16 protein-coding genes are annotated in these 19,468 nt (G+C 69.1%); 11 read left to right on the top strand and 5 right to left on the bottom strand.

The genetic code is table 11. The features are described from left to right. The first annotated feature begins 169 nt into the window (after positions 1-169). Entirely contained in the window at positions 170-3,322 is a 3,153-nt protein-coding gene (locus ACIO1C_RS09910; protein WP_401860496.1) for an efflux RND transporter permease subunit, read from the top strand. A 99-nt stretch (positions 3,323-3,421) separates the two neighbouring features. Here ACIO1C_RS09910 and nadA read toward each other — a convergent pair whose 3' ends face one another. Then, complete coding sequence (gene nadA, locus ACIO1C_RS09905; protein ID WP_401860493.1) at positions 3,422-4,618, bottom strand: quinolinate synthase NadA; 1,197 nt, start codon at positions 4,616-4,618, stop codon at positions 3,422-3,424. Positions 4,619-4,876: 258 nt separating this feature from the next. Here nadA and ACIO1C_RS09900 point away from each other — a divergent pair, with 258 nt between their 5' ends. Then, a complete protein-coding gene (locus ACIO1C_RS09900; protein ID WP_167033662.1) occupies positions 4,877-5,233 on the top strand; it encodes an iron-sulfur cluster assembly accessory protein in 357 nt (118 codons plus the stop codon). 111 nt (positions 5,234-5,344) lie between these two features. On the opposite strand, the gene ACIO1C_RS09895 is transcribed toward ACIO1C_RS09900, so the two are convergent. Further along, positions 5,345-6,829, bottom strand: a complete 1,485-nt coding sequence (locus tag ACIO1C_RS09895; RefSeq protein ID WP_401860490.1) for a hypothetical protein — start codon at positions 6,827-6,829, stop codon at positions 5,345-5,347. Positions 6,830-6,946: 117 nt separating this feature from the next. Next, complete coding sequence (locus ACIO1C_RS09890; protein WP_401860489.1) at positions 6,947-7,192, bottom strand: hypothetical protein; 246 nt, start codon at positions 7,190-7,192, stop codon at positions 6,947-6,949. Between the two features lie 140 nt (positions 7,193-7,332). On the opposite strand from ACIO1C_RS09890, the gene ACIO1C_RS09885 reads away from it, so the two are divergent. Then, the gene (locus tag ACIO1C_RS09885; RefSeq protein WP_401860486.1) at positions 7,333-8,307 is read left to right on the top strand and encodes a carbohydrate kinase family protein; all 975 of its coding nucleotides are present in this window, start codon (positions 7,333-7,335) and stop codon (positions 8,305-8,307) included. Between the two features lie 43 nt (positions 8,308-8,350). Here the strand turns inward: ACIO1C_RS09885 and ACIO1C_RS09880 are convergent, their stop codons facing one another. Continuing rightward, the gene (locus tag ACIO1C_RS09880) at positions 8,351-9,730 is read right to left on the bottom strand and encodes a cysteine desulfurase/sulfurtransferase TusA family protein (RefSeq protein ID WP_401860483.1); all 1,380 of its coding nucleotides are present in this window, start codon (positions 9,728-9,730) and stop codon (positions 8,351-8,353) included. Between the two features lie 259 nt (positions 9,731-9,989). On the opposite strand from ACIO1C_RS09880, the gene coxB reads away from it, so the two are divergent. The 4 genes from coxB (at position 9,990) to ACIO1C_RS09860 (ending at position 14,453) form a co-directional block, all read left to right on the top strand. Next, complete coding sequence (gene coxB / locus ACIO1C_RS09875) at positions 9,990-10,952, top strand: cytochrome c oxidase subunit II (RefSeq protein WP_401860480.1); 963 nt, start codon at positions 9,990-9,992, stop codon at positions 10,950-10,952. Further along, positions 10,949-12,691, top strand: a complete 1,743-nt coding sequence (gene ctaD, locus ACIO1C_RS09870; RefSeq protein ID WP_401860478.1) for a cytochrome c oxidase subunit I — start codon at positions 10,949-10,951, stop codon at positions 12,689-12,691. The genes coxB and ctaD overlap by 4 nt, the downstream gene beginning before the upstream one ends. Beyond that, complete coding sequence (locus tag ACIO1C_RS09865; RefSeq protein WP_401860477.1) at positions 12,688-13,086, top strand: cytochrome c oxidase subunit 4; 399 nt, start codon at positions 12,688-12,690, stop codon at positions 13,084-13,086. The genes ctaD and ACIO1C_RS09865 overlap by 4 nt, the downstream gene beginning before the upstream one ends. A gap of 110 nt (positions 13,087-13,196) precedes the next feature. Next, complete coding sequence (locus tag ACIO1C_RS09860; RefSeq protein WP_401860474.1) at positions 13,197-14,453, top strand: Ig-like domain-containing protein; 1,257 nt, start codon at positions 13,197-13,199, stop codon at positions 14,451-14,453. Positions 14,454-14,562: 109 nt separating this feature from the next. Here the strand turns inward: ACIO1C_RS09860 and ACIO1C_RS09855 are convergent, their stop codons facing one another. Continuing rightward, positions 14,563-14,964, bottom strand: a complete 402-nt coding sequence (locus ACIO1C_RS09855; protein WP_161307684.1) for a hypothetical protein — start codon at positions 14,962-14,964, stop codon at positions 14,563-14,565. A 193-nt stretch (positions 14,965-15,157) separates the two neighbouring features. Between ACIO1C_RS09855 and ACIO1C_RS09850 the strand changes: the two genes are divergently transcribed. The 4 genes from ACIO1C_RS09850 (at position 15,158) to ACIO1C_RS09835 (ending at position 19,346) form a co-directional block, all read left to right on the top strand. Further along, the gene (locus ACIO1C_RS09850; protein WP_327236970.1) at positions 15,158-15,778 is read left to right on the top strand and encodes a heme-copper oxidase subunit III; all 621 of its coding nucleotides are present in this window, start codon (positions 15,158-15,160) and stop codon (positions 15,776-15,778) included. 75 nt (positions 15,779-15,853) lie between these two features. Further along, positions 15,854-16,663, top strand: coding sequence for a c-type cytochrome (locus ACIO1C_RS09845; RefSeq protein WP_401860471.1), 810 nt, complete (start codon positions 15,854-15,856; stop codon positions 16,661-16,663). Beyond that, positions 16,660-17,718: a Rieske 2Fe-2S domain-containing protein gene (locus ACIO1C_RS09840; RefSeq protein WP_401860468.1), complete on the top strand. Its 1,059-nt coding sequence runs from the start codon at positions 16,660-16,662 to the stop codon at positions 17,716-17,718. Before ACIO1C_RS09845 ends, ACIO1C_RS09840 begins: the two co-directional genes overlap by 4 nt. Beyond that, complete coding sequence (locus ACIO1C_RS09835; protein WP_401860465.1) at positions 17,715-19,346, top strand: cytochrome bc complex cytochrome b subunit; 1,632 nt, start codon at positions 17,715-17,717, stop codon at positions 19,344-19,346. Before ACIO1C_RS09840 ends, ACIO1C_RS09835 begins: the two co-directional genes overlap by 4 nt. The last annotated feature ends 122 nt before the right edge of the window (positions 19,347-19,468 follow it).

The following is a 19,468-nucleotide window of genomic DNA, read 5'->3' as shown; positions in this document are numbered from 1 at the left end:
ATGCGGCGCGTAAGGAAATGGACCTACGGCCTACGCATCCGCCCCGGGGATGGCAGATCGTAGAGGAGGACGGCCGTCACTGTGCCCGCACGGTGGGACCGTCCCCACAGACTTCCCCGGTCGGGCTCCCGCGCCCACCCTGCCGCGTACACCACAGAAGAGAGACCCCATGTCCTGGCTGTCCAGATTCAGCCTCGCGCAACGGGCCCTGATAGGGCTGATGTCGATCATCGCGATCGTCTTCGGCGCGATCGCGATCCCTCAGCTCAAGCAACAGCTGCTGCCGTCCATCGAACTGCCGATCGTCTCCGTGCTCGCTCCCTACCAGGGCGCCTCGCCCGACGTGGTCGAGAAGCAGGTCGTGGAGCCCCTGGAGAACTCGCTCAAGGCCGTCGACGGCATCAGCGGTGTCACCTCCACGGCGAGCGAGGGCAACGCCGTCGTCATGGCCAGCTTCGACTTCGGCAGCGAGAACACCAAGCAGCTCGTCGCGGACGTCCAGCAGGCCGTGAACCGGGCCCGCAGCCAGCTCCCCGACACGGTCGACCCGCAGGTCGTGGCCGGCTCGACGGACGACATCCCGACCGTCGTCCTCGCCGTCACCTCCGACAAGGACCAGCAGGCGCTCGCCGACCAGCTGGACCGCTCGGTCGTCCCCGCCCTGGAGTCCATCGACGGCGTCGGCCAGGTCACCGTGGACGGCGTGCGGGACCTCCAGGTCTCCGTCACCCCCGACCCCAAGAAGCTCGCAGCGGCGGGTCTGAGCAACCAGGCACTCGCCGACGCGCTCAGGACCGGCGGCGCGACCGTCCCCGCCGGTTCCTTCGAGGAGGACGGCAAGAGCCGTACCGTGCAGGTCGGCGGCGGCTACACCTCGCTCCGGCAGATCGAGGACCTGCGGATCACCCCCCAGCCCGCCCCCGGCGGCGCGGGCGCGGACAGGCCGGCGAAGCCCGTACGGCTCGGTGACCTCGCCACCGTCGAGCAGAAGCCGTCCACCGCGGTCTCCCTGGCCCGTACGAACGGCAGGCCCAGCCTCGCGATCGCGATCACGATGGACAAGGACGGCAGCGCCGTCGCCATCTCCGACGCCGTCCAGGACAAGCTGTCGGACCTGCGTAAGGACCTCGGCTCCGGCGCCACGCTCACCGTCGCCAGCGACCAGGGCCCGGCCGTCTCCAAGTCGATCTCCGGACTGACCACCGAGGGCGCGCTCGGCCTGCTCTTCGCGGTCATCGTGATCCTGGTCTTCCTGGGCTCACTGCGCTCCACCCTGGTCACCGCGATCTCCATCCCGCTCTCCGTCGTCCTGGCGCTGATCGTCCTGTGGACGCGTGACCTCTCGCTCAACGTGCTCACCCTCGGCGCGCTGACCATCGCCATCGGCCGGGTCGTCGACGACTCGATCGTGGTGCTGGAGAACATCAAGCGGCACCTGGGCTACGGCGAGGAGCGCTACAGCGCCATCACCGTCGCGGTCAAGGAGGTCGCGGGCGCGGTCACCTCGTCCACCCTCACCACCGTCGCCGTGTTCCTGCCGATCGGACTGGTCGGCGGCATCGTCGGCGAGCTGTTCGGCTCGTTCTCGCTCACCGTGACGGCGGCCCTGCTCGCCTCGCTGCTCGTCTCGCTGACCGTCGTACCGGTGTTCTCGTACTGGTTCCTGCGCCCGCCGAAGGAGTCCGTCGGGGTCGAACCCGCCGAGGCGCGCCGGCTGGCGGAGGAGAAGGAGAACAAGAGCAGGCTCCAGCGCTTCTACGTGCCGGTGCTGCGCTTCGCCACCCGCAAGCGCCTCACCAGCGTGGGCATCGCGGCCATCGTCCTGATCGCCACGTTCGGCATGGCGCCCCTGCTCAAGACCAACTTCTTCGACCAGGGCGACCAGGAAGTCATCTCCCTCAACCAGGAGCTGCCGGCCGGCACCGGACTCACCACGGCCGACGCCGCCGCGAAGAAGGTCGAGAAGGTCCTCGCGGGCATCGACACGATCAAGGACTACCAGGTCACGGTCGGCTCGTCCGGCTTCCTGGCGGCCTTCGGCGGTGGTACGGGCGCCAACCAGGCGTCGTACAACATCACGCTCAAGGACGCCTCGACGTACGAGGAGACCACGGACCGGATCGAGAAGGAGCTGGCCGGGGTCGACGGCATCGGCGACACCACGGTCTCCGCGGGCGGCGGCTTCGGCAGCCAGGACCTCAGCGTCGTGGTGAAGGCCTCCGACGGGGCGGTGCTCGACAAGGCCGCCGCGCAGGTACGGGACGCCGTCGCGAAGCTGGACGACGTCACCGACGTCCAGAGCGACCTGGCGCAGAGCGTGCCGCGCATCTCGGTCAAGGCGACGCCCGAGGCGGCGGACGCGGGCTACAACGACGCGACCCTCGGCGCGGCGGTCGGCCAGGCCGTCCGCGGCACCCAGGCCGGTACGGCGATCCTCGACGACACCGAGCGCGACGTCGTCGTCACCTCGGCCACCCCGGCCGTGACGATCGCCCAGCTCAAGAACCTGCCGCTGAACGGCGTCAAGCTCGGCCAGATCGCCGACGTGGCACTTGTCCCCGGGCCGGTCTCGATGACCCGGATCGACGGCGCCCGCGCGGCGACGATCACGGCCAGGCCGACCGGTGACAACACCGGGGCGGTCAGCACCACGCTCCAGTCGAAGATCGACGCGCTGAAACTGCCGGCCGGCGCGACCGCCTCCATCGGCGGTGTCTCGCAGGACCAGGACGACGCGTTCGTCAACCTGGGGCTCGCCATGCTGGCGGCCATCGCGATCGTCTTCATGCTGCTGGTCGGCACCTTCCGGTCGCTGATCCAGCCGCTGATCCTGCTGGTCTCCATCCCGTTCGCGGCGACCGGTGCGCTCGGCCTGCTGATCGTGACCGGAACCCCGCTGGGTGTCCCGGCGATGATCGGCATGCTGATGCTGATCGGCATCGTGGTCACCAACGCGATCGTGCTGATCGACCTGATCAACCAGTACCGCAAGCAGGGGCTCGGCGTGGTCGAGGCCGTGGTCGAGGGCGGCCGTCACCGGCTCCGCCCGATCCTGATGACGGCCCTGGCGACGATCTTCGCGCTGCTGCCCATGGCCCTGGGCATCACCGGCGAGGGCGGCTTCATCGCTCAGCCGCTGGCGGTCGTGGTGATCGGCGGCCTGATCTCGTCGACGATCCTGACGCTGCTGCTCGTACCGACGCTGTACGCGATGGTGGAGCTGCGCAAGGAGCGCAGGGCGGCCAAGAAGGCGGGCAAGCGGGGCCCCGAGGCGGGGTCCGCCCCGTCGGAGCCCTCGGCTCCGGAGCCCGCGAACGTCTGACCGGTCCACCGCACACGACACCGCACAACGACACCGCACACAACACCGCCCCCGGAGCAGCTGCTCCGGGGGCGGTGTCATGCGGTCGTACGTACGTGCCTACGGCAGCGACAGCATCCGCTCCAGCGCCAGCCGGGAGAAGTCCGCCGTCTCCTTGTCGACCTGGATCCGGTTGACCTCGTTGCCCTCCGCCAGCGACTCCAGGGTCCACACCAGGTGCGGCAGGTCGATGCGGTTCATGGTGGAGCAGAAGCAGACCGTACGGTCGAGGAAGACGATCTCCTTGTCCTCCGCGGCGAAACGGTTCGCCAGCCGCTGGACCAGGTTCAGCTCCGTACCGATCGCCCATTTCGAGCCGGCCGGGGCCTCCTCCAGCGCCTTGATGATGTACTCGGTCGAGCCCACGTAGTCGGCGGCGGAGACGACCTCGTGCTTGCACTCCGGGTGCACCAGGACGTTCACCCCGGGGATCCGCTCCCGCACGTCACGGACGGACTCGACCGAGAACCGGCCGTGCACCGAGCAGTGGCCGCGCCACAGGATCATCTTCGCGTCCCGCAGCTCCTGGGTGGTCAGGCCGCCGTTCGGCTTGTGCGGGTTGTAGAGGACGCAGTCCTCCAGCGACAGTCCCAGCTCCCGTACGGCGGTGTTGCGCCCCAGGTGCTGGTCCGGCAGGAAGAGGACCTTCTCGCCCTGCTCGAAGGCCCAGTTCAGCGCGCGCTCGGCGTTCGAGGACGTGCAGATCGTGCCGCCGTGCCTGCCGGTGAAGGCCTTGATGTCCGCCGACGAGTTCATGTACGACACGGGCACGACCTGCTCGGCGACCCCGGCCTCCGTCAGGACGTCCCAGCACTCCGCGACCTGCTCGGCCGTCGCCATGTCGGCCATGGAGCAGCCCGCCGCCAGGTCCGGCAGCACGACCTTCTGGCCCGCACCGGTGAGGATGTCCGCCGACTCGGCCATGAAGTGCACACCGCAGAAGACGATGTACTCCGCCTCGGGGCGGGCGGCGGCGTCCCTGGCCAGTTTGAAGGAGTCCCCGGTGACGTCGGCGAACTGGATGACCTCGTCGCGCTGGTAGTGGTGGCCGAGGACGAACACCTTGTCCCCGAGCTTCTCCTTCGCCGCGCGGGCGCGCTCCACCAGGTCCGGGTCGGACGGGGAGGGCAGATCGCCGGGACACTCCACACCCCGCTCGCTGCGCGGATCGGCCTGGCGGCCGAGCAGCAGCAGGGCGAGGGGAGTCGGCTGGACGGCCAGGTCCTGCTGGGGTTGGGCGGTGGTCACGTCACGCACCCTTTCTTCTCTGCGAACGAGCCTTCTCGTCTATTTGACGTTATCTATCATAACCGCTTCATGTCACTTTGACGATGGCGATAGCGTCGATGTGACGCATTCCCGTTCGGGAATCCCGCGAAGGCTCCCGCTCCCGTTCGGCGACCCCGTGTGCGAGCATGAAGAAGGGAATGACACACGCCAGGGTCCGGAATGAATCCGCGGCCGCGCCGGTTGCAGTGTCGGCAAGCAGTCCGTACCAACCCGGGAGAGAAGCAGATGTCCGTATCGGACGACACCAAAACCGTGAGCGACGGCATCCTCCTGTCGGAGGCGGCCGCGGGCAAGGTCAAGGCCCTGCTGGACCAGGAAGGCCGGGACGACCTGGCGCTGCGCGTGGCTGTCCAGCCCGGCGGCTGCTCGGGCCTCCGCTACCAGCTCTTCTTCGACGAGCGCTCGCTCGACGGGGACGTCGTCAAGGACTTCGGCGGCGTCAAGGTCGTCACCGACCGGATGAGCGCCCCCTACCTGGGCGGCGCCTCCATCGACTTCGTCGACACCATCGAGAAGCAGGGCTTCACGATCGACAACCCGAACGCGTCGGGCTCCTGCGCCTGCGGAGACTCCTTCAGCTAGCACGGCCGGTCCGGCCCGACCGGACCAGCACCAAGGCGGCGGCCCCGAAACGGGACCGCCGCCTTTCGCGTGCGCGGGACAGCGGGACCGTACGAGCCCCGCATCACCCCCTCAGCCCCGTGGCACCGACTCACCCGTGGCGGCGTTGACCACACTCCGCTCCCGGAGCGGCGCCTTCAGCGCCACCGTGGCCGTCTGCTCCTTCGCCATCGCCACACACACCCGGTCCGGGTCGGGATCCGCCTGGAACACGGTCACCTTCACGTCCGCGCCCTTCTCGTCGGCCCGTGCCGCGTACGAGCCGCACACACCGGCCCAGAAGCGCACGGTCAGGGTCGTCCCGTCGGAGTCGTACGAGATCATGGGGCGCACGCCCCCGCCGGCGCCGTCAGGATCGACGGCGCCCGACCCGCCCCCGCCGGGCGACTCCTTGTGCGGCGGTACGGAGGGGGCCGCCGGCGCGGTCAGGAACTCGGGCGCCACCGCCGTCCGGGTCACCGTGTACGGCTCCGCGCCCCCGCCCGGCGCCACCCGGAAGAGCCACGCGGGCACCAGCGCCGGCCTGCCGCCCTCGGCCTCCAGGGCGAGCCCGAAGACCGCCCGGTCGATCACCAGCGGCTCCGGGGCGGCGGGACCCGTACCCGGCTCGCACGGAGCGGCCGGCTTCACCTCACCCTCCAGCGGCTCCGCCGTCGCGCAGCCGCCGATCCCGGACCCGGGCGTGCCGCCGGCCGTACGGTTCAGCTCCGCCAGCGCCGCGTCCGCGCCGACCACCGGGTACTCCTGGGCCCGCTCCGGGGCCAGGAGCTGCCCGCTGCCGCCGGTCACCGCGGAGTCCGCGCCGACCTGGATCCCCGTCGACCAGCCATACGTGGGCAGCCCGCCGACCACCGGATCCGCGTTCACCACCCGGACCGCGCCCATCAGCTGCCGCGCGTCCAGCTTCGCGTCGTCCTGGCCCAGCGCCTTGAGCACCGGGGCCGCCGCCTTCTTCGCCGCCGCCTCGCTCACCGCGGGCCCCTCACCGGCCGCGATGTCCCCGCTGGGGCAGCTCTTGCCCTTGAGGCAGTTGTCGCCGCCCGGCGAAGGACCGAAGCGCGCGAACGTCCATGTCCCCGGAGCCCGCTTCTCCACCCGCAGCAGCGGCCCGGAGCCGTCCTGGTCCGTGCCCACCTTCCAGGCCGTCCCGTCCGTGCGCGGGGTGCCCGCCACGCCGAGCGCCGCCGCCAGCTTCGCCACGCCGGCCGCGGTGACCGTGCCGTCCGTACGGTAGACGGGCGCCGAGTCCGGCCCTTCGGGCAGCTCGCCCCCGGCGCGGTACGTCACCCCGTTCGGGTCCGGCTCGCCCGGCGCGATCCCGGGGGGCGGCGCGGACGGATCGGCGGCCTGTGCCGCGCTGTCCAGCGCGAGGGGCGGGGGATCGCTCTCCGCCCCCGGGCCACCCCCGTCGTTGTTGCCCGACGTGGTGCCCGCGAAGTACAGGCCGCCGCCTCCGGCGATCAGTACCGCCGCCACCACCGTCGCGACGGCCAGCGGGGAACGCCGCCGGCGCGGACCGCCGGTGCCGGTGCTCTGGTCGGGCTCCGTACTCGTCACCGTGTCGCTCCTTCGGCCGTCGACCACGTTCTGTCCCCCGGACGGGGACACCGGTGGGACGGAAGGGAGCGCCAGGCGGTTCCCCCGAACGGGGGACAGGCGCGAACGCCGGCCGTCTCAGCAGTCGCCGTACTCGGACATTCCGTCGAGGAGCCGCGCCGACGCCGGCGGTACGGTCACGCCGTGGATCAGGGACGGCGGCACGGGCGCCCGCTTCCCGGCGGACCCCGCCGCCCAGTGCGACGCCATCCGCGCGCAGTCCTCGCGGAGTCCGGCCAGGGTCACCTCGTCCTCACCCCCGCCCTCGCTCCCGACCGGAGCGGCACTCAAGGGGTTCTCGAACGGCACGCTGTCCTTGGTCATGGTCGAAGAGTGGCACGGACCGGCTCGCGGAGAAAGTTCTACTATCGGGTAGTTTTCCGGGTTGGGGCGACTTAGGAAGGCGGCCCGGCAACCGGTAGCGTGAACTGTCAACCGTTCTCCTCCCCAGGAGCGTTCACGCCGTGCGAATCGCAGTCACCGGCTCCATCGCCACCGACCACCTGATGACCTTTCCCGGCCGCTTCTCCGACCAGTTGGTCGCCGAGCAGCTCCACACGGTCTCCCTCTCCTTCCTGGTCGACAACCTCGACGTACGCAGGGGCGGTGTCGGCGCGAACATCTGCTTCGGCATGGGCCAGCTCGGCACCGGACCCATCCTGGTCGGCGCCGCCGGCGCGGACTTCGACGAATACCGCGCCTGGCTCGACCGGCACGGGGTCGACACCGCCTCCGTCCGGATCTCCGAGGTTCTCCACACGGCCCGGTTCGTCTGCACCACGGACGCCGACCACAACCAGATCGGCTCCTTCTACACGGGCGCGATGAGCGAGGCCCGCCAGATCGAGCTCAAGAAGGTCGCCGACCGCGTCGGCGGCCTCGACCTCGTCCTGATCGGCGCAGACGACCCCGAGGCGATGCTCCGCCACACCGAGGAGTGCCGCTCTCGCAAGATCCCGTTCGCCGCGGACTTCTCGCAGCAGATCGCCCGGATGAGCGGCGACGACATCCGCACCCTGCTCGAAGGCGCCACGTACCTCTTCTCCAACGAGTACGAGAAGGGGCTCATCGAGTCCAAGACCGGCTGGACCGACGAGGAGATCCTCGGCAAGGTCGGCCACCGCGTCACCACCCTCGGCAAGCGGGGCGTGCGCATCGAATCCGTCGGCGCTGACCCGATCGAGGTCGGCTGCCCGGAGGAGGACACCAAGGCCGACCCCACCGGAGTCGGCGACGCCTTCCGCGCGGGTTTCCTCTCCGGCCTGTCCTGGGGCGTCGGCCTGGAGCGCGCGGCCCAGGTGGGCTGCATGCTGGCGACGCTCGTCATCGAGACGGTCGGCACGCAGGAGTACACGCTCGCCCGCACGCACTTCATGGAGCGCTTCACCAAGGCGTACGGCCACGACGCCGCCACCGAGGTCAGGACGCACCTGGTCTGAGCCGGCGCCGGGGAGCCGCGAGGCGGCGCCCGGCCCCCGCGCTTCACGCCACCCGGCGGACCACATACGCGGCACCGTGGTCCGCCGGCTCCTCGCCCACGTACTCCTGGCCCCGCATCGCGCACCACGCCGGGATGTCCAGCCGCGCCGCCTCGTCGTCCGCGAGGACCGTCACCGTCCCGCCGACCGGCACGTCACCGATCACCTTCGCCAGCTCGATCACCGGGATCGGGCACCGCCGCCCGAGCGCGTCCACCACCAGCGCGTCCACCACGAGCGGGGGCGTCGCGGCAGGACCGGTGACCGTCACCGGCGCGCCCAGCCGGTCCCGTACCCCCGCCACCGCCCCGGGCAGCACCTCCAGGAACCGCTCCACCTCCGCCACGGGGGTGCCGGGCGGCAGCGAGACCCGTACGTTCCCCTCCGACAGCACGCCCATCGCCCGCAGCACGTGGCTCGGGGTCAGCGTGCTGCTCGTGCAGGACGAGCCGGAGTTGACGGAGAAGTCCGCCAGGTCCAGCGCGTGCAACAGCGCCTCTCCGTCGACATACAGACACGAGAAGGTGACCAGGTGGGGGAGGCGGCGCACCGGATCGCCCACCACCTCGACATCGGGGACCAGTTCCGGCACCCGGGCCCGGATCAGGTCCACCAGCGCCCGCAGTCGGAGGCCCTCCGCGCCGGCCTCCGCCCGTACCGCGCGCAGCGACGCCGCCGCCGCCACGACCGCCGGAATGTTCTGGAAGCCCGGAGCCCGCCCCGACTCCCGCTCGTCGGCGGGGCCTTGAGGGGCGAACCGCACCCCCTTGCGGACGGCCAGCAGCCCGACCCCGGCGGGACCGCCCCACTTGTGCGCGCTGGCGGTCAGCACCGACCAGCCGCCCTCCACCGGCCCCCACCCCAGCGACTGCGCCGCGTCGACCAGCAGCGGCACGCCCCGGCCTCGGCACACCTCGGCGACCCCGGCCACCGGCTGCTCCGTCCCCACCTCGTGGTTGGCGGACTGGAGACAGGCCAGCGCCGTGTCCGTACGCAGGACTTCACCGTACGACTCGGGCGAAACCGCCCCGAACCGGTCCACCGGCACCTCGGTCACGTCACCGGCCGCCGCCGCGTGCAGGACCGAGGAGTGCTCCACCGCGGAGACGGCCACATGACGGCCGACACGCCGGCGGCCGGAAAGGACCCCGGCCACTCCCGCGTGCACCGCGTGCGTCCCCGAAGGAGTGAACACCAGCTCGTCGGGACGGCAGCCGACCGCCTCCGCCGCGGCCTCGCGCGCAGCGTCCAGCAGCAGCGCCGCCCGCCGCCCCTCCCGGTACAGCCGCGCGGGGTCCGCCCAGCCCTCGTCCAGCGAGGCCTGGAGCGCCTGGCGGGCGACGGGGTGGAGCGGGGCGGACGAGGCGGCGTCGAAGTAGGGCACGCCGCCACGCTAACCCCGGCACACGGCGGGCGAGTCGGCCACGGCACCCGGAGGGGGCGTCAGAAGCGTCCCGGAGGGGGGTATTCCACCCCTTCGAGGTGCGCGGCGGCGCGTTGGGCACCCTCGCTGCGAGGCCCCGAATTGCGTCCAGTAGGGTTTGGTCCGCATAAACATCCAAACCCCTGCCCGCGTCAGGGCCGGCGACCGACCGACACGGCCGCAGCCGGCCGTGCGGGCGAGACTCTCGGGAAGGCGCTACGTGAGTCCCAACGGCTCCGACCGCTCGTCGCGGCGCCCGATGCGGCGGACGCTGCCGCAGGTGCTGACTGCGGGCCTGATCCTTGCGACCGCCACCGGTTGCACGTACAAGGACTTCCCCCGCCTGGGTATGCCCACCCCGGTGACGGAAGAGGCCCCTCGGATCCTCTCCCTCTGGCAGGGCTCGTGGGCGGCAGCGCTCATCACGGGCGTACTGGTATGGGGTCTGATCCTGTGGAGCGTCATCTTCCACCGGCGCAGCCGCACCAAGGTGGAGGTACCTCCGCAGACCCGGTACAACATGCCCATCGAGGCGCTGTACACCGTGGTCCCCCTCATCATCGTCTCGGTGCTCTTCTACTTCACCGCGCGTGACGAGACGAAGCTCCTCAACCTCTCCGACAAGCCGGCCCACACCGTGAACGTGGTCGGCTACCAGTGGAGCTGGGGCTTCAACTACATCGAGAACGTGGACGGCGACCCGGCCACCGGGACGAAGATCCCCAGCGAGATCAGCTCCATCCCGGACCGGTATCTCAAGGACTTCCCGAAGGGCGCCGAAGGCGTCTACGACGCCGGCGTCCCGGGCGAGCGCAATCCGCAGACCGGCAACCCCGGCCCGACCCTCTGGCTCCCCAAGGGCGAGAAGGTCAGGTTCGTCCTCACCTCCCGCGATGTCATCCACGACTTCTGGGTGGTGCCCTTCCTGATGAAGATGGACGTCGTCCCGGGCCACACCAACGCCTTCGAGGTGACCCCCAATCAGGAGGGCACCTTCAAGGGCAAGTGCGCCGAACTCTGTGGCGTCGACCACTCCCGGATGCTCTTCAACGTCAAGGTGGTCTCTCCGGAGCGTTACCAGCAGCACCTGAAAGACCTGGCGAAGGAAGGCCAGAACGGCTACATCCCGGCGGGCATCGCCCAGACGGACCCGGCCAGGAACGCGAAGGACAAGAACCTGTGAGCATCCTCAACGAACCCCAGGGTGCCGCCGCGGCCGAGGACTCGTACCAGAACGAGATTCCGGTACGGCGCAAGCAGCCCGGTAGCGTCGTCGTGAAGTGGCTGACCACCACCGATCACAAGACGATCGGCACGATGTACCTGATCACGTCGTTCGCGTTCTTCTGCATCGGCGGGGTGATGGCGCTCTTCATGCGCGCCGAGCTGGCTCGTCCCGGCACGCAGATCATGTCGAACGAGCAGTTCAACCAGGCGTTCACGATGCACGGCACGATCATGCTGCTGATGTTCGCGACGCCGCTGTTCGCCGGATTCGCGAACTGGATCATGCCGCTCCAGATCGGTGCGCCCGACGTGGCGTTCCCGCGGCTGAACATGTTCGCCTACTGGCTCTACCTCTTCGGCTCGATCATCGCCGTCAGCGGCTTCATCACCCCCCAGGGTGCCGCCGACTTCGGATGGTTCGCCTACTCCCCGCTGTCGGACGCCGTCCGCTCGCCGGGCGTCGGCGCCGACCTGTGGATCATGGGCCTGGCCTTCTCCGGCTTCGGCACGATCCTCGGTTCGGTCAACTTCATCACCACGATCATCTGCATGCGCGCCCCCGGCATGACGATGTTCCGCATGCCGATCTTCACCTGGAACGTGCTGCTGACCGGTGTGCTGGTCCTGCTCGCCTTCCCGGTGCTCGCCGCCGCCCTCTTCGCACTGGAGGCGGACCGCAAGTTCGGAGCACATGTCTTTGATGCCGCCAACGGCGGAGCCCTGTTGTGGCAACACCTCTTCTGGTTCTTCGGGCATCCAGAGGTGTACATCATCGCCTTGCCCTTCTTCGGGATCATCTCCGAGATCATTCCGGTGTTCAGCCGGAAGCCGATGTTCGGTTACATCGGCCTGATCGCGGCGACGATCTCCATCGCCGGCCTGTCCGTGACGGTGTGGGCCCACCACATGTACGTCACCGGCGGAGTGCTGCTGCCGTTCTTCTCCTTCATGACGTTCTTGATCGCGGTCCCGACCGGGGTGAAGTTCTTCAACTGGATCGGCACGATGTGGAAGGGCTCACTGTCCTTCGAGACACCGATGCTCTGGACGATCGGCTTCCTGATCACCTTCGCCTTCGGTGGTCTGACCGGCGTCATCCTGGCCTCGCCGCCGCTCGACTTCCACGTCTCCGACTCGTACTTCGTGGTCGCGCACTTCCACTACGTCGTCTTCGGCACCGTGGTGTTCGCGATGTTCGCCGGATTCCATTTCTGGTGGCCGAAGTTCACCGGGAAGATGCTGGACGAACGGCTCGGCAAGATCACCTTCTGGACGCTGTTCATCGGCTTCCACGGCACGTTCCTCGTCCAGCACTGGCTGGGCGCGGAAGGCATGCCACGCCGGTACGCGGACTACCTCGCCGCCGACGGATTCACCGCGCTGAACACCATCTCCACGATCAGCTCGTTCCTGCTCGGACTGTCGATCCTGCCGTTCTTCTACAACGTCTGGAAGACCGCCAAGTACGGCAAGAAGGTCGAGGTCGACGACCCGTGGGGCTATGGACGTTCACTCGAATGGGCGACTTCCTGCCCGCCCCCGCGGCATAACTTCCTCACCCTGCCGCGGATCCGTTCCGAATCCCCGGCGTTCGATCTGCACCACCCCGAGATCGCCGCGCTGGAACAGCTGGAGATCTCCGGCCACGGAGCCGGGACCGGCGCCCTCGCCGGTGGCAAGGAGGCCGGGAAGTGAAGATCCAAGGCACGCTCTTCCTCTGGCTGAGCGTCTTCATCCTGGGCATCGCCGTCCTGTACGGCGTGTGGTCCAAGGAGGCCGCCGGCACCACGGCGCTCTTCCTGGCCTTCGGCCTGACGATCATGATCGGTTTCTACCTGTCCTTCACGGCCCGGCGCGTCGACGCCATGGCCCAGGACAACAAGGACGCCGATGTCGCGGACGAGGCCGGTGAGGTGGGCTTCTTCTCCCCGTACAGCTGGCAGCCCTTCTCGCTCGCCCTCGGCGGCGCGCTCGGCTTCCTGGGCATCGCGATCGGCTGGTGGCTGCTGTACTTCTCGGCGCCGCTGATCCTGGTGGGCCTGTGGGGCTGGGTCTTCGAGTACTACCGCGGTGAGAGCCGCACCCAGTAGCACGACCTGAGGCGAAAAGAGGCCGGACACTCCGAGAGGAGTGCCCGGCCTCCCCTCATTCGGCCTACTCCGTCGCGCTGTGGGCGGGGAAGCTTCATAGCGTGAGGGGCATGAACCACACGCCACGCTTCCGCACCGTTCTCAGCTGCACCCTGCTGGTCGTGTCCCTCGGGGCGGGCGCGACCGCGTGCGGGGACAGCGGTGACAACCCCCTCTCGGCCGAGCCCTACGACGCCGCAGGACAGATCGCGTTCAGCGCGCCCTCCGGCAGCAAGAAGGCCAACCCCGACAAGCCCCTGGAGGTCACCTCCAAGGGCGGCGGTGGCCGCATCACGGACGTCACGGCCACCGACACGTCGGGCCGCTACCTCGCCGGTGAACTCACCGCCGACGGCTCACGCTGGCGCTCCACGGCCCCGCTCGCCGCGGGCACCCGCTACACGGTCCACGTCGCCACCGAGGACGACGGCGGCGCCCCCGGCTCACGGACGCTCTCCTTCGACACCCAGGCCCCCAAGGGCAAGAAGCTCCTCACGGTCCAGTTCGGCCCCCAGGCGGGCAAGTACGGCGTCGGGCAGCCCGTCACCGCGACACTCAGCGCCCCGGTCAAGGCGAAGGCGGACCGCGCCGTCGTCGAACGCTCCCTCAAGGTCCGCTCCAGCCCCGGCGCCCAGGGCGCCTGGCACTGGGTGGACAGCAAGACCCTGCACTTCAGGCCGAAGGAATTCTGGCCCGCCAACGGCACCGTCACCGCGACCAGTACGCTCCAAGGAGTGAAGGTCGGAAGGCTGTACGGCGGGCCCGTGAAGCCGCTGAAGCTGTCCACGGGCGACCGGGTCGAGGCCGTGGCCGACGCGGGATCGCACTACATGACGGTCTACCGCAACGGAAAAGAGATAAAAAGCATCCCCGTGACCACCGGAAAACCGGGCTTCTCCACGCGTAACGGGATCAAAGTGATCCTGGGCAAGGAGCAGTTCGTCCGGATGCGCGGGACGAGCGTCGGCATCGCGGCCGGCAGCGGTGAGTCGTACGACCTGCCCGTCTACTGGGCGACCCGGGTCACCTGGAGCGGGGAGTACGTGCACGCCGCGCCCTGGTCCGTCGGTTCGCAGGGCTCCGCCAACGTCAGCCACGGCTGCGTCGGGATGTCCACCGACAATGCGAAGTGGTTCTTCGGGGTCGTCCGCCAGGGCGACGTCGTGCGGGTCGTCAACAGCGAGGGCCACACGATGGAGAACTTCGGCAACGGGTTCGGCGACTGGAACCTGAGCTGGGACAAGTGGCGCGGCGGCAGTGTCCTGACCGCCGGCGTCAAGGAGGGCACGGGCCCCTCCGCCGCGGCGCGGCTGCGTCCCGAAGTCTGACGGGCGGCGGGCGGGTGCCGTGCGGGACTACTCCCGTACGGCACCCGCCCGTTCGTTCGCGAGCCCGGAGCCCGGAGCCAGAGCCCAGAGCCCGGAGCCGGGACAGGGGCTACGCCCCCACGGCCTGCCTCGTACGCAGCAGGGCGGCCAGGGTGTCCGCGAAACCGACCGGTTCGACCGGAAGGGTCACCGCGGCGTCCGCGCGGCTCCAGGTGGCCAGCCAGGCGTCCTGCGGGCGCCCGATCAGGAGCAGCACGGGTGGGCAGTTGAAGATCTCGTCCTTGATCTGCCGGCAGACGCCCATACCGCCCGAGGGCGCCGCCTCGCCGTCCAGCACGCAGACGTCGATGCCGCCCTGGTCGAGGGCCTTGATCACCGCGGGGAGGGTGGCGCACTCCAGGAACCGGATCGGCGGCACGTCGGCGGCCGGCCTGCGTCCCGCCGCCAGCCGTACCTGCTCGCGGGTGTTCGCGTCGTCGCTGTAGACCAGCACCGTGGCGGTCGGCTGCATTGTTCCTCCGTGACATCCGTGTCTGCGAGGGCTTCGGGGCACGTGCCGTGAACCGATGCGCGGATGCTACTCCGTCGGACAGCATGTCAGCACGGGTAATGACAGGTCTTCGCTGGGCCGTTCGGGCTGGACAGGCGCATGGACACACCGAACTGCACCCCCCGGAGTGAGGGCGGGATAAGGGACCGACATAATGTCGGTCGTGGCGACAGCAACGACAGTAGAAACCGGGCACGCGCACCCGTCGGTCAATCGGCCGAACCTCACCAGCGTCGGAACGATCATCTGGTTGAGTTCCGAGCTGATGTTCTTCGCGGCCCTCTTCGCGATGTACTTCACCCTGCGATCCGTGACGGGGGAGGAGCACTGGAAGGAAGTGGCGTCGTCCCTGAACGTTCCGTTCTCGGCGACGAACACCACGATCCTGGTGCTTTCCTCACTCACCTGCCAGCTCGGCGTCTTCGCCGCGGAGCGCGGTGACGTGAAGAAGCTCCGCACCTGGTTCGTGATCACGTTCGTGATGGGTGCGATCTTCATCGGCGGTCAGATCTTCGAGTACACCGAACTGGTCAGGAACGACGGCATCTCGCTGTCCTCCGACCCGTACGGCTCGGTGTTCTACCTGACCACCGGCTTCCACGGTGCGCATGTGACAGGTGGCCTGATCGCCTTCCTGTTCGTCCTCGGCAGGACGTACGCGGCCAAGAGGTTCACCCACGAACAAGCAACCGCCGCCATCGTTGTGTCCTATTACTGGCACTTCGTCGATGTCGTCTGGATCGGCCTTTTCGCCACGATCTACTTGATCAAGTAACGGACGCGCCCCTGAGCGCGTCCGCACACTGTCCAGCAAGCACCGACGCAGAAGATCCTGACACCGGGGTAATCCGTGAAAAAGCTCTCCGCACGACGACGCCATCCGCTGGCTGCGGTCGTCGTCCTACTCCTCGCGCTGGCGGCCACCGGGGGGCTGTACGCGGCGTTCGCGCCCGCGGACAAGGCGCAGGCCGACACCACCTCCCAGTCACTCGCCATCGAGGAGGGCAAGAAGCTCTACTCCGTGGGCTGCGCGAGCTGCCACGGAGTGGGCGGCCAGGGCAGCAGCGACGGTCCCTCCCTGGTGGGCGTCGGCGCGGCCGCCGTGGACTTCCAGGTCGGCACCGGCCGTATGCCCGCCCAGCAGCCCGGCGCGCAGGTGCCGAAGAAGCCGGTCATCTACTCCCAGAAGGAGATCGACCAGCTCGCCGCGTACGTCGCGTCCCTCGGCGCGGGACCCGCCCAGCCGACCTCGGAGCAGTACAGCCCCGACGGCGCGGACATCGCCAGGGGCGGCGACCTGTTCCGTACCAACTGCACCCAGTGCCACAACTTCACGGGTGAGGGCGGCGCGCTGACACACGGCAAGACCGCACCGAACCTGGACGGCGTCAACCCCAAGCACATCTACGAGGCCATGCAGACCGGCCCGCAGAACATGCCGTCCTTCCCGGACACGACGATGCCGGAACAGCAGAAGAAGGACCTCATCGCGTACATCCAGGCGGTGAACGGCGCCGACTCGCCGAGCCCCGGCGGCCTCAACCTGGGCGGCCTCGGCCCCGTCAGTGAGGGCCTGTTCGGCTGGATCTTCGGGCTCGGCGCATGTATCGCAGTCGCCATCTGGGTCGCGGCCCACACCGCTAAGGCCAAGAAGTCATGAGTAGCCAAGAGATTCCAGAAGAAAAGAACCTGCCGAGCGCGCAGGAGCCAGGGCACGGCGGCGCGGTCGAGCGGACGGACGATCCGTTCGCCGACCCGGGACTGCCGGCGCATCAGCCGCGGATCCAGGACATCGACGAGCGCGCCGCCAAGCGGTCCGAGCGGGTGGTCGCCTTCCTGTTCCTGCTCTCGATGCTGGCGACGGTCGCGTTCATCGCGTCCTTCGTCGCGTTCCCCGTGGACAAGATCGTCTACATCTGGCCGATCGGGCACATCAGCATCCTGAACTTCTCGCTGGGAGTGACGCTCGGCATCGCCCTGTTCTGCATCGGCGCCGGCGCGGTCCACTGGGCGCGCACGCTGATGTCGGACGTGGAGATGACCGACGAGCGCCACCCCATCGCGGCGACGCCCGAGGTCAAGGCGAAGGTCCTGGCGGACTTCGCGGCCGGTGCGTCGGAGTCCGGCTTCGGGCGGCGCAAGCTGATCCGCAACACGATGTTCGGGGCGCTGGCGTTCGTACCGCTCTCCGGTGTGGTGCTGCTGCGCGACCTCGGCCCGCTGCCGGAGAAGAAGCTCCGCACCACTCTGTGGGCCAAGGGCAAGCAGCTCATCAACATGAACACCCTGGAGCCGCTGCGTCCCGAGGACGTCGTCGTGGGCTCGCTGACCTTCGCCATGCCCGAGGGGCTGGAGGAGGACAGCGAGGAGTTCCAGAAGGAGATCGCCAAGGCCGCCCTGATGATCGTCCGTATCCAGCCGGAGGACATCAAGGACAAGCGCGAACTCGAGTGGTCCCACGAGGGGATCGTGGCCTACTCGAAGATCTGCACCCACGTCGGCTGCCCGATCAGCCTGTACGAGCAGCAGACGCACCACGTGCTCTGCCCGTGCCACCAGTCCACCTTCGACCTCTCCGACGGCGCCCGGGTCCTCTTCGGCCCGGCCGGTCACGCTCTTCCGCAGCTGCGGATCGGAGTGAACGGTGAGGGCAACCTCGAGGCGCTCGGCGACTTCGAAGAGCCCGTCGGCCCTGCCTTCTGGGAGCGCGGATGAGTAACAGCACGGACGAGACGAACCCCCGCAAGACGCCCGCCGGCGAACGGGTCGCCGACTGGGCGGACGGCCGGCTGGGCATCTACGGCCTGGCCAAGGCCAACATGCGGAAGATCTTCCCGGACCACTGGTCCTTCATGCTGGGCGAGGTCAGCCTCTACAGCTTCATCATCATCATCCTCACGGGTGTCTATCTGACGCTGTTCTTCCACCCGTCGATGAACGAGGTCGTCTACCACGGCAGTTACGTGCCCCTCCAGGGTGTACGGATGTCGGAGGCGTTCTCCTCGACGCTGGACATCAGCTTCGACGTCCGCGGCGGCCTGCTGATCCGCCAGATCCACCACTGGGCCGCGCTGATCTTCCTCGCGGCGATGCTCGTGCACATGATGCGCGTGTTCTTCACGGGTGCGTTCCGCAAGCCCCGTGAGGTCAACTGGCTGTTCGGCTTCCTGCTGTTCGTCCTCGGCATGTTCACCGGGTTCACCGGTTACTCGCTCCCCGACGACCTGCTGTCCGGCACCGGTGTCCGCTTCGTGCAGGGCGCGATCCTGTCGGTGCCGATCGTCGGTACGTACATCTCGATGTTCCTGTTCGGCGGGGAATTCCCCGGCGGCGACTTCGTGAGCCGGTTCTACTCGGTCCACATCCTGCTGCTGCCCGGACTGATGCTGGGCCTGGTGGCCGGGCACCTGATCCTGGTGTTCGTGCACAAGCACACCCAGTTCGCGGGCCCCGGCCGTACGGAGAAGAACGTCGTCGGCATGCCCCTGCTGCCGATCTACATGGCGAAGGCCGGCGGGTTCTTCTTCCTGGTCTTCGGTGTGATCTCGGTCGTCTCGGCGATCGCCACGATTAACCCGATCTGGTCGATCGGCCCCTACCGGCCCGACCAGGTCTCCACCGGTGCGCAGCCCGACTGGTACATGGGCTTCTCCGAGGGGCTCATCCGGTTCATGCCCGGCTGGGAGATCAACTTCTGGGGCCACACGCTGGTCCTGGGGGTGTTCATCCCGCTGATCATCTTCCCGCTGGTGCTCGTCGCGATCGCGGTCTACCCGTTCATCGAGGCGTGGGTCACCAAGGACGACCGTGAGCACCACATCGCGGACCGGCCGCGCAACGCGCCGACCCGTACGGCCTTCGGCGTCGCCTGGCTGTCGTGGTACTTCGTCCTGCTGGTCGGTGGTGGAAACGACATCTGGGCCACGCACTTCCACCTGTCGATCAACACGATCACCTGGTTCGTCCGGGTCGGGTTCTTCGTCGTCCCGGTCCTCACCTTCGTCGTCACCAAGCGGTTCTGCCTCGGCCTTCAGCGCGCGGACGCGGAGAAGGTGCTGCACGGACGCGAGTCCGGGCTCATCAAGCGGCTGCCGCACGGCGAGTTCGTCGAGGTCCACACGCCGCTGGAGCAGGGTGACCTGTACAAGCTCACCGCGCACGAGCAGCAGAAGCCGGCGGAGCTCGGCCCCACGGTCGACGAGAACGGTGTCGAGCGGAAGGTCTCGCCGGTCGAGAAGGCGCGGGTGAAGCTCAGCAAGGGCTTCTACGGGGAGAACACCCAGATCCCCAAGCCCACCGCCGAGGAGTACAAGGAGATCACGAGCGGCCACGGCCACCACTGATCCCACCGGCCCCCAGGGTCGCCACCACCGAGGGCCCCGGCCGGTCTCCTTCCCGAGACCGGCCGGGGCCCTCGGCGTTGTCGGGTGCGGTCCGGTGCGGGCTCCCCGCTGCACCGGCCGGT

The organism is Streptomyces sp. NPDC087420 (assembly GCF_044744165.1).
Taxonomy (GTDB): domain Bacteria; phylum Actinomycetota; class Actinomycetes; order Streptomycetales; family Streptomycetaceae; genus Streptomyces.
This window is presented reverse-complemented; position numbering and strand designations above follow the sequence as displayed.

What these genes read in the sequence shown, in the direction of transcription:
- ACIO1C_RS09910 (WP_401860496.1), top strand. Translation starts at nt 170, where the DNA reads ATGTCCTGGCTGTCCAGATTCAGCCTCGCGCAACGGGCCCTGATAGGG.
- ACIO1C_RS09900 (WP_167033662.1), top strand. Translation starts at nt 4,877, where the DNA reads ATGTCCGTATCGGACGACACCAAAACCGTGAGCGACGGCATCCTCCTG.
- ACIO1C_RS09890 (WP_401860489.1), bottom strand. Translation starts at nt 7,192, where the DNA reads ATGACCAAGGACAGCGTGCCGTTCGAGAACCCCTTGAGTGCCGCTCCG.
- ACIO1C_RS09860 (WP_401860474.1), top strand. Translation starts at nt 13,197, where the DNA reads ATGAACCACACGCCACGCTTCCGCACCGTTCTCAGCTGCACCCTGCTG.
- ACIO1C_RS09855 (WP_161307684.1), bottom strand. Translation starts at nt 14,964, where the DNA reads ATGCAGCCGACCGCCACGGTGCTGGTCTACAGCGACGACGCGAACACC.
- ACIO1C_RS09850 (WP_327236970.1), top strand. Translation starts at nt 15,158, where the DNA reads ATGTCGGTCGTGGCGACAGCAACGACAGTAGAAACCGGGCACGCGCAC.
- ACIO1C_RS09840 (WP_401860468.1), top strand. Translation starts at nt 16,660, where the DNA reads ATGAGTAGCCAAGAGATTCCAGAAGAAAAGAACCTGCCGAGCGCGCAG.
- ACIO1C_RS09835 (WP_401860465.1), top strand. Translation starts at nt 17,715, where the DNA reads ATGAGTAACAGCACGGACGAGACGAACCCCCGCAAGACGCCCGCCGGC.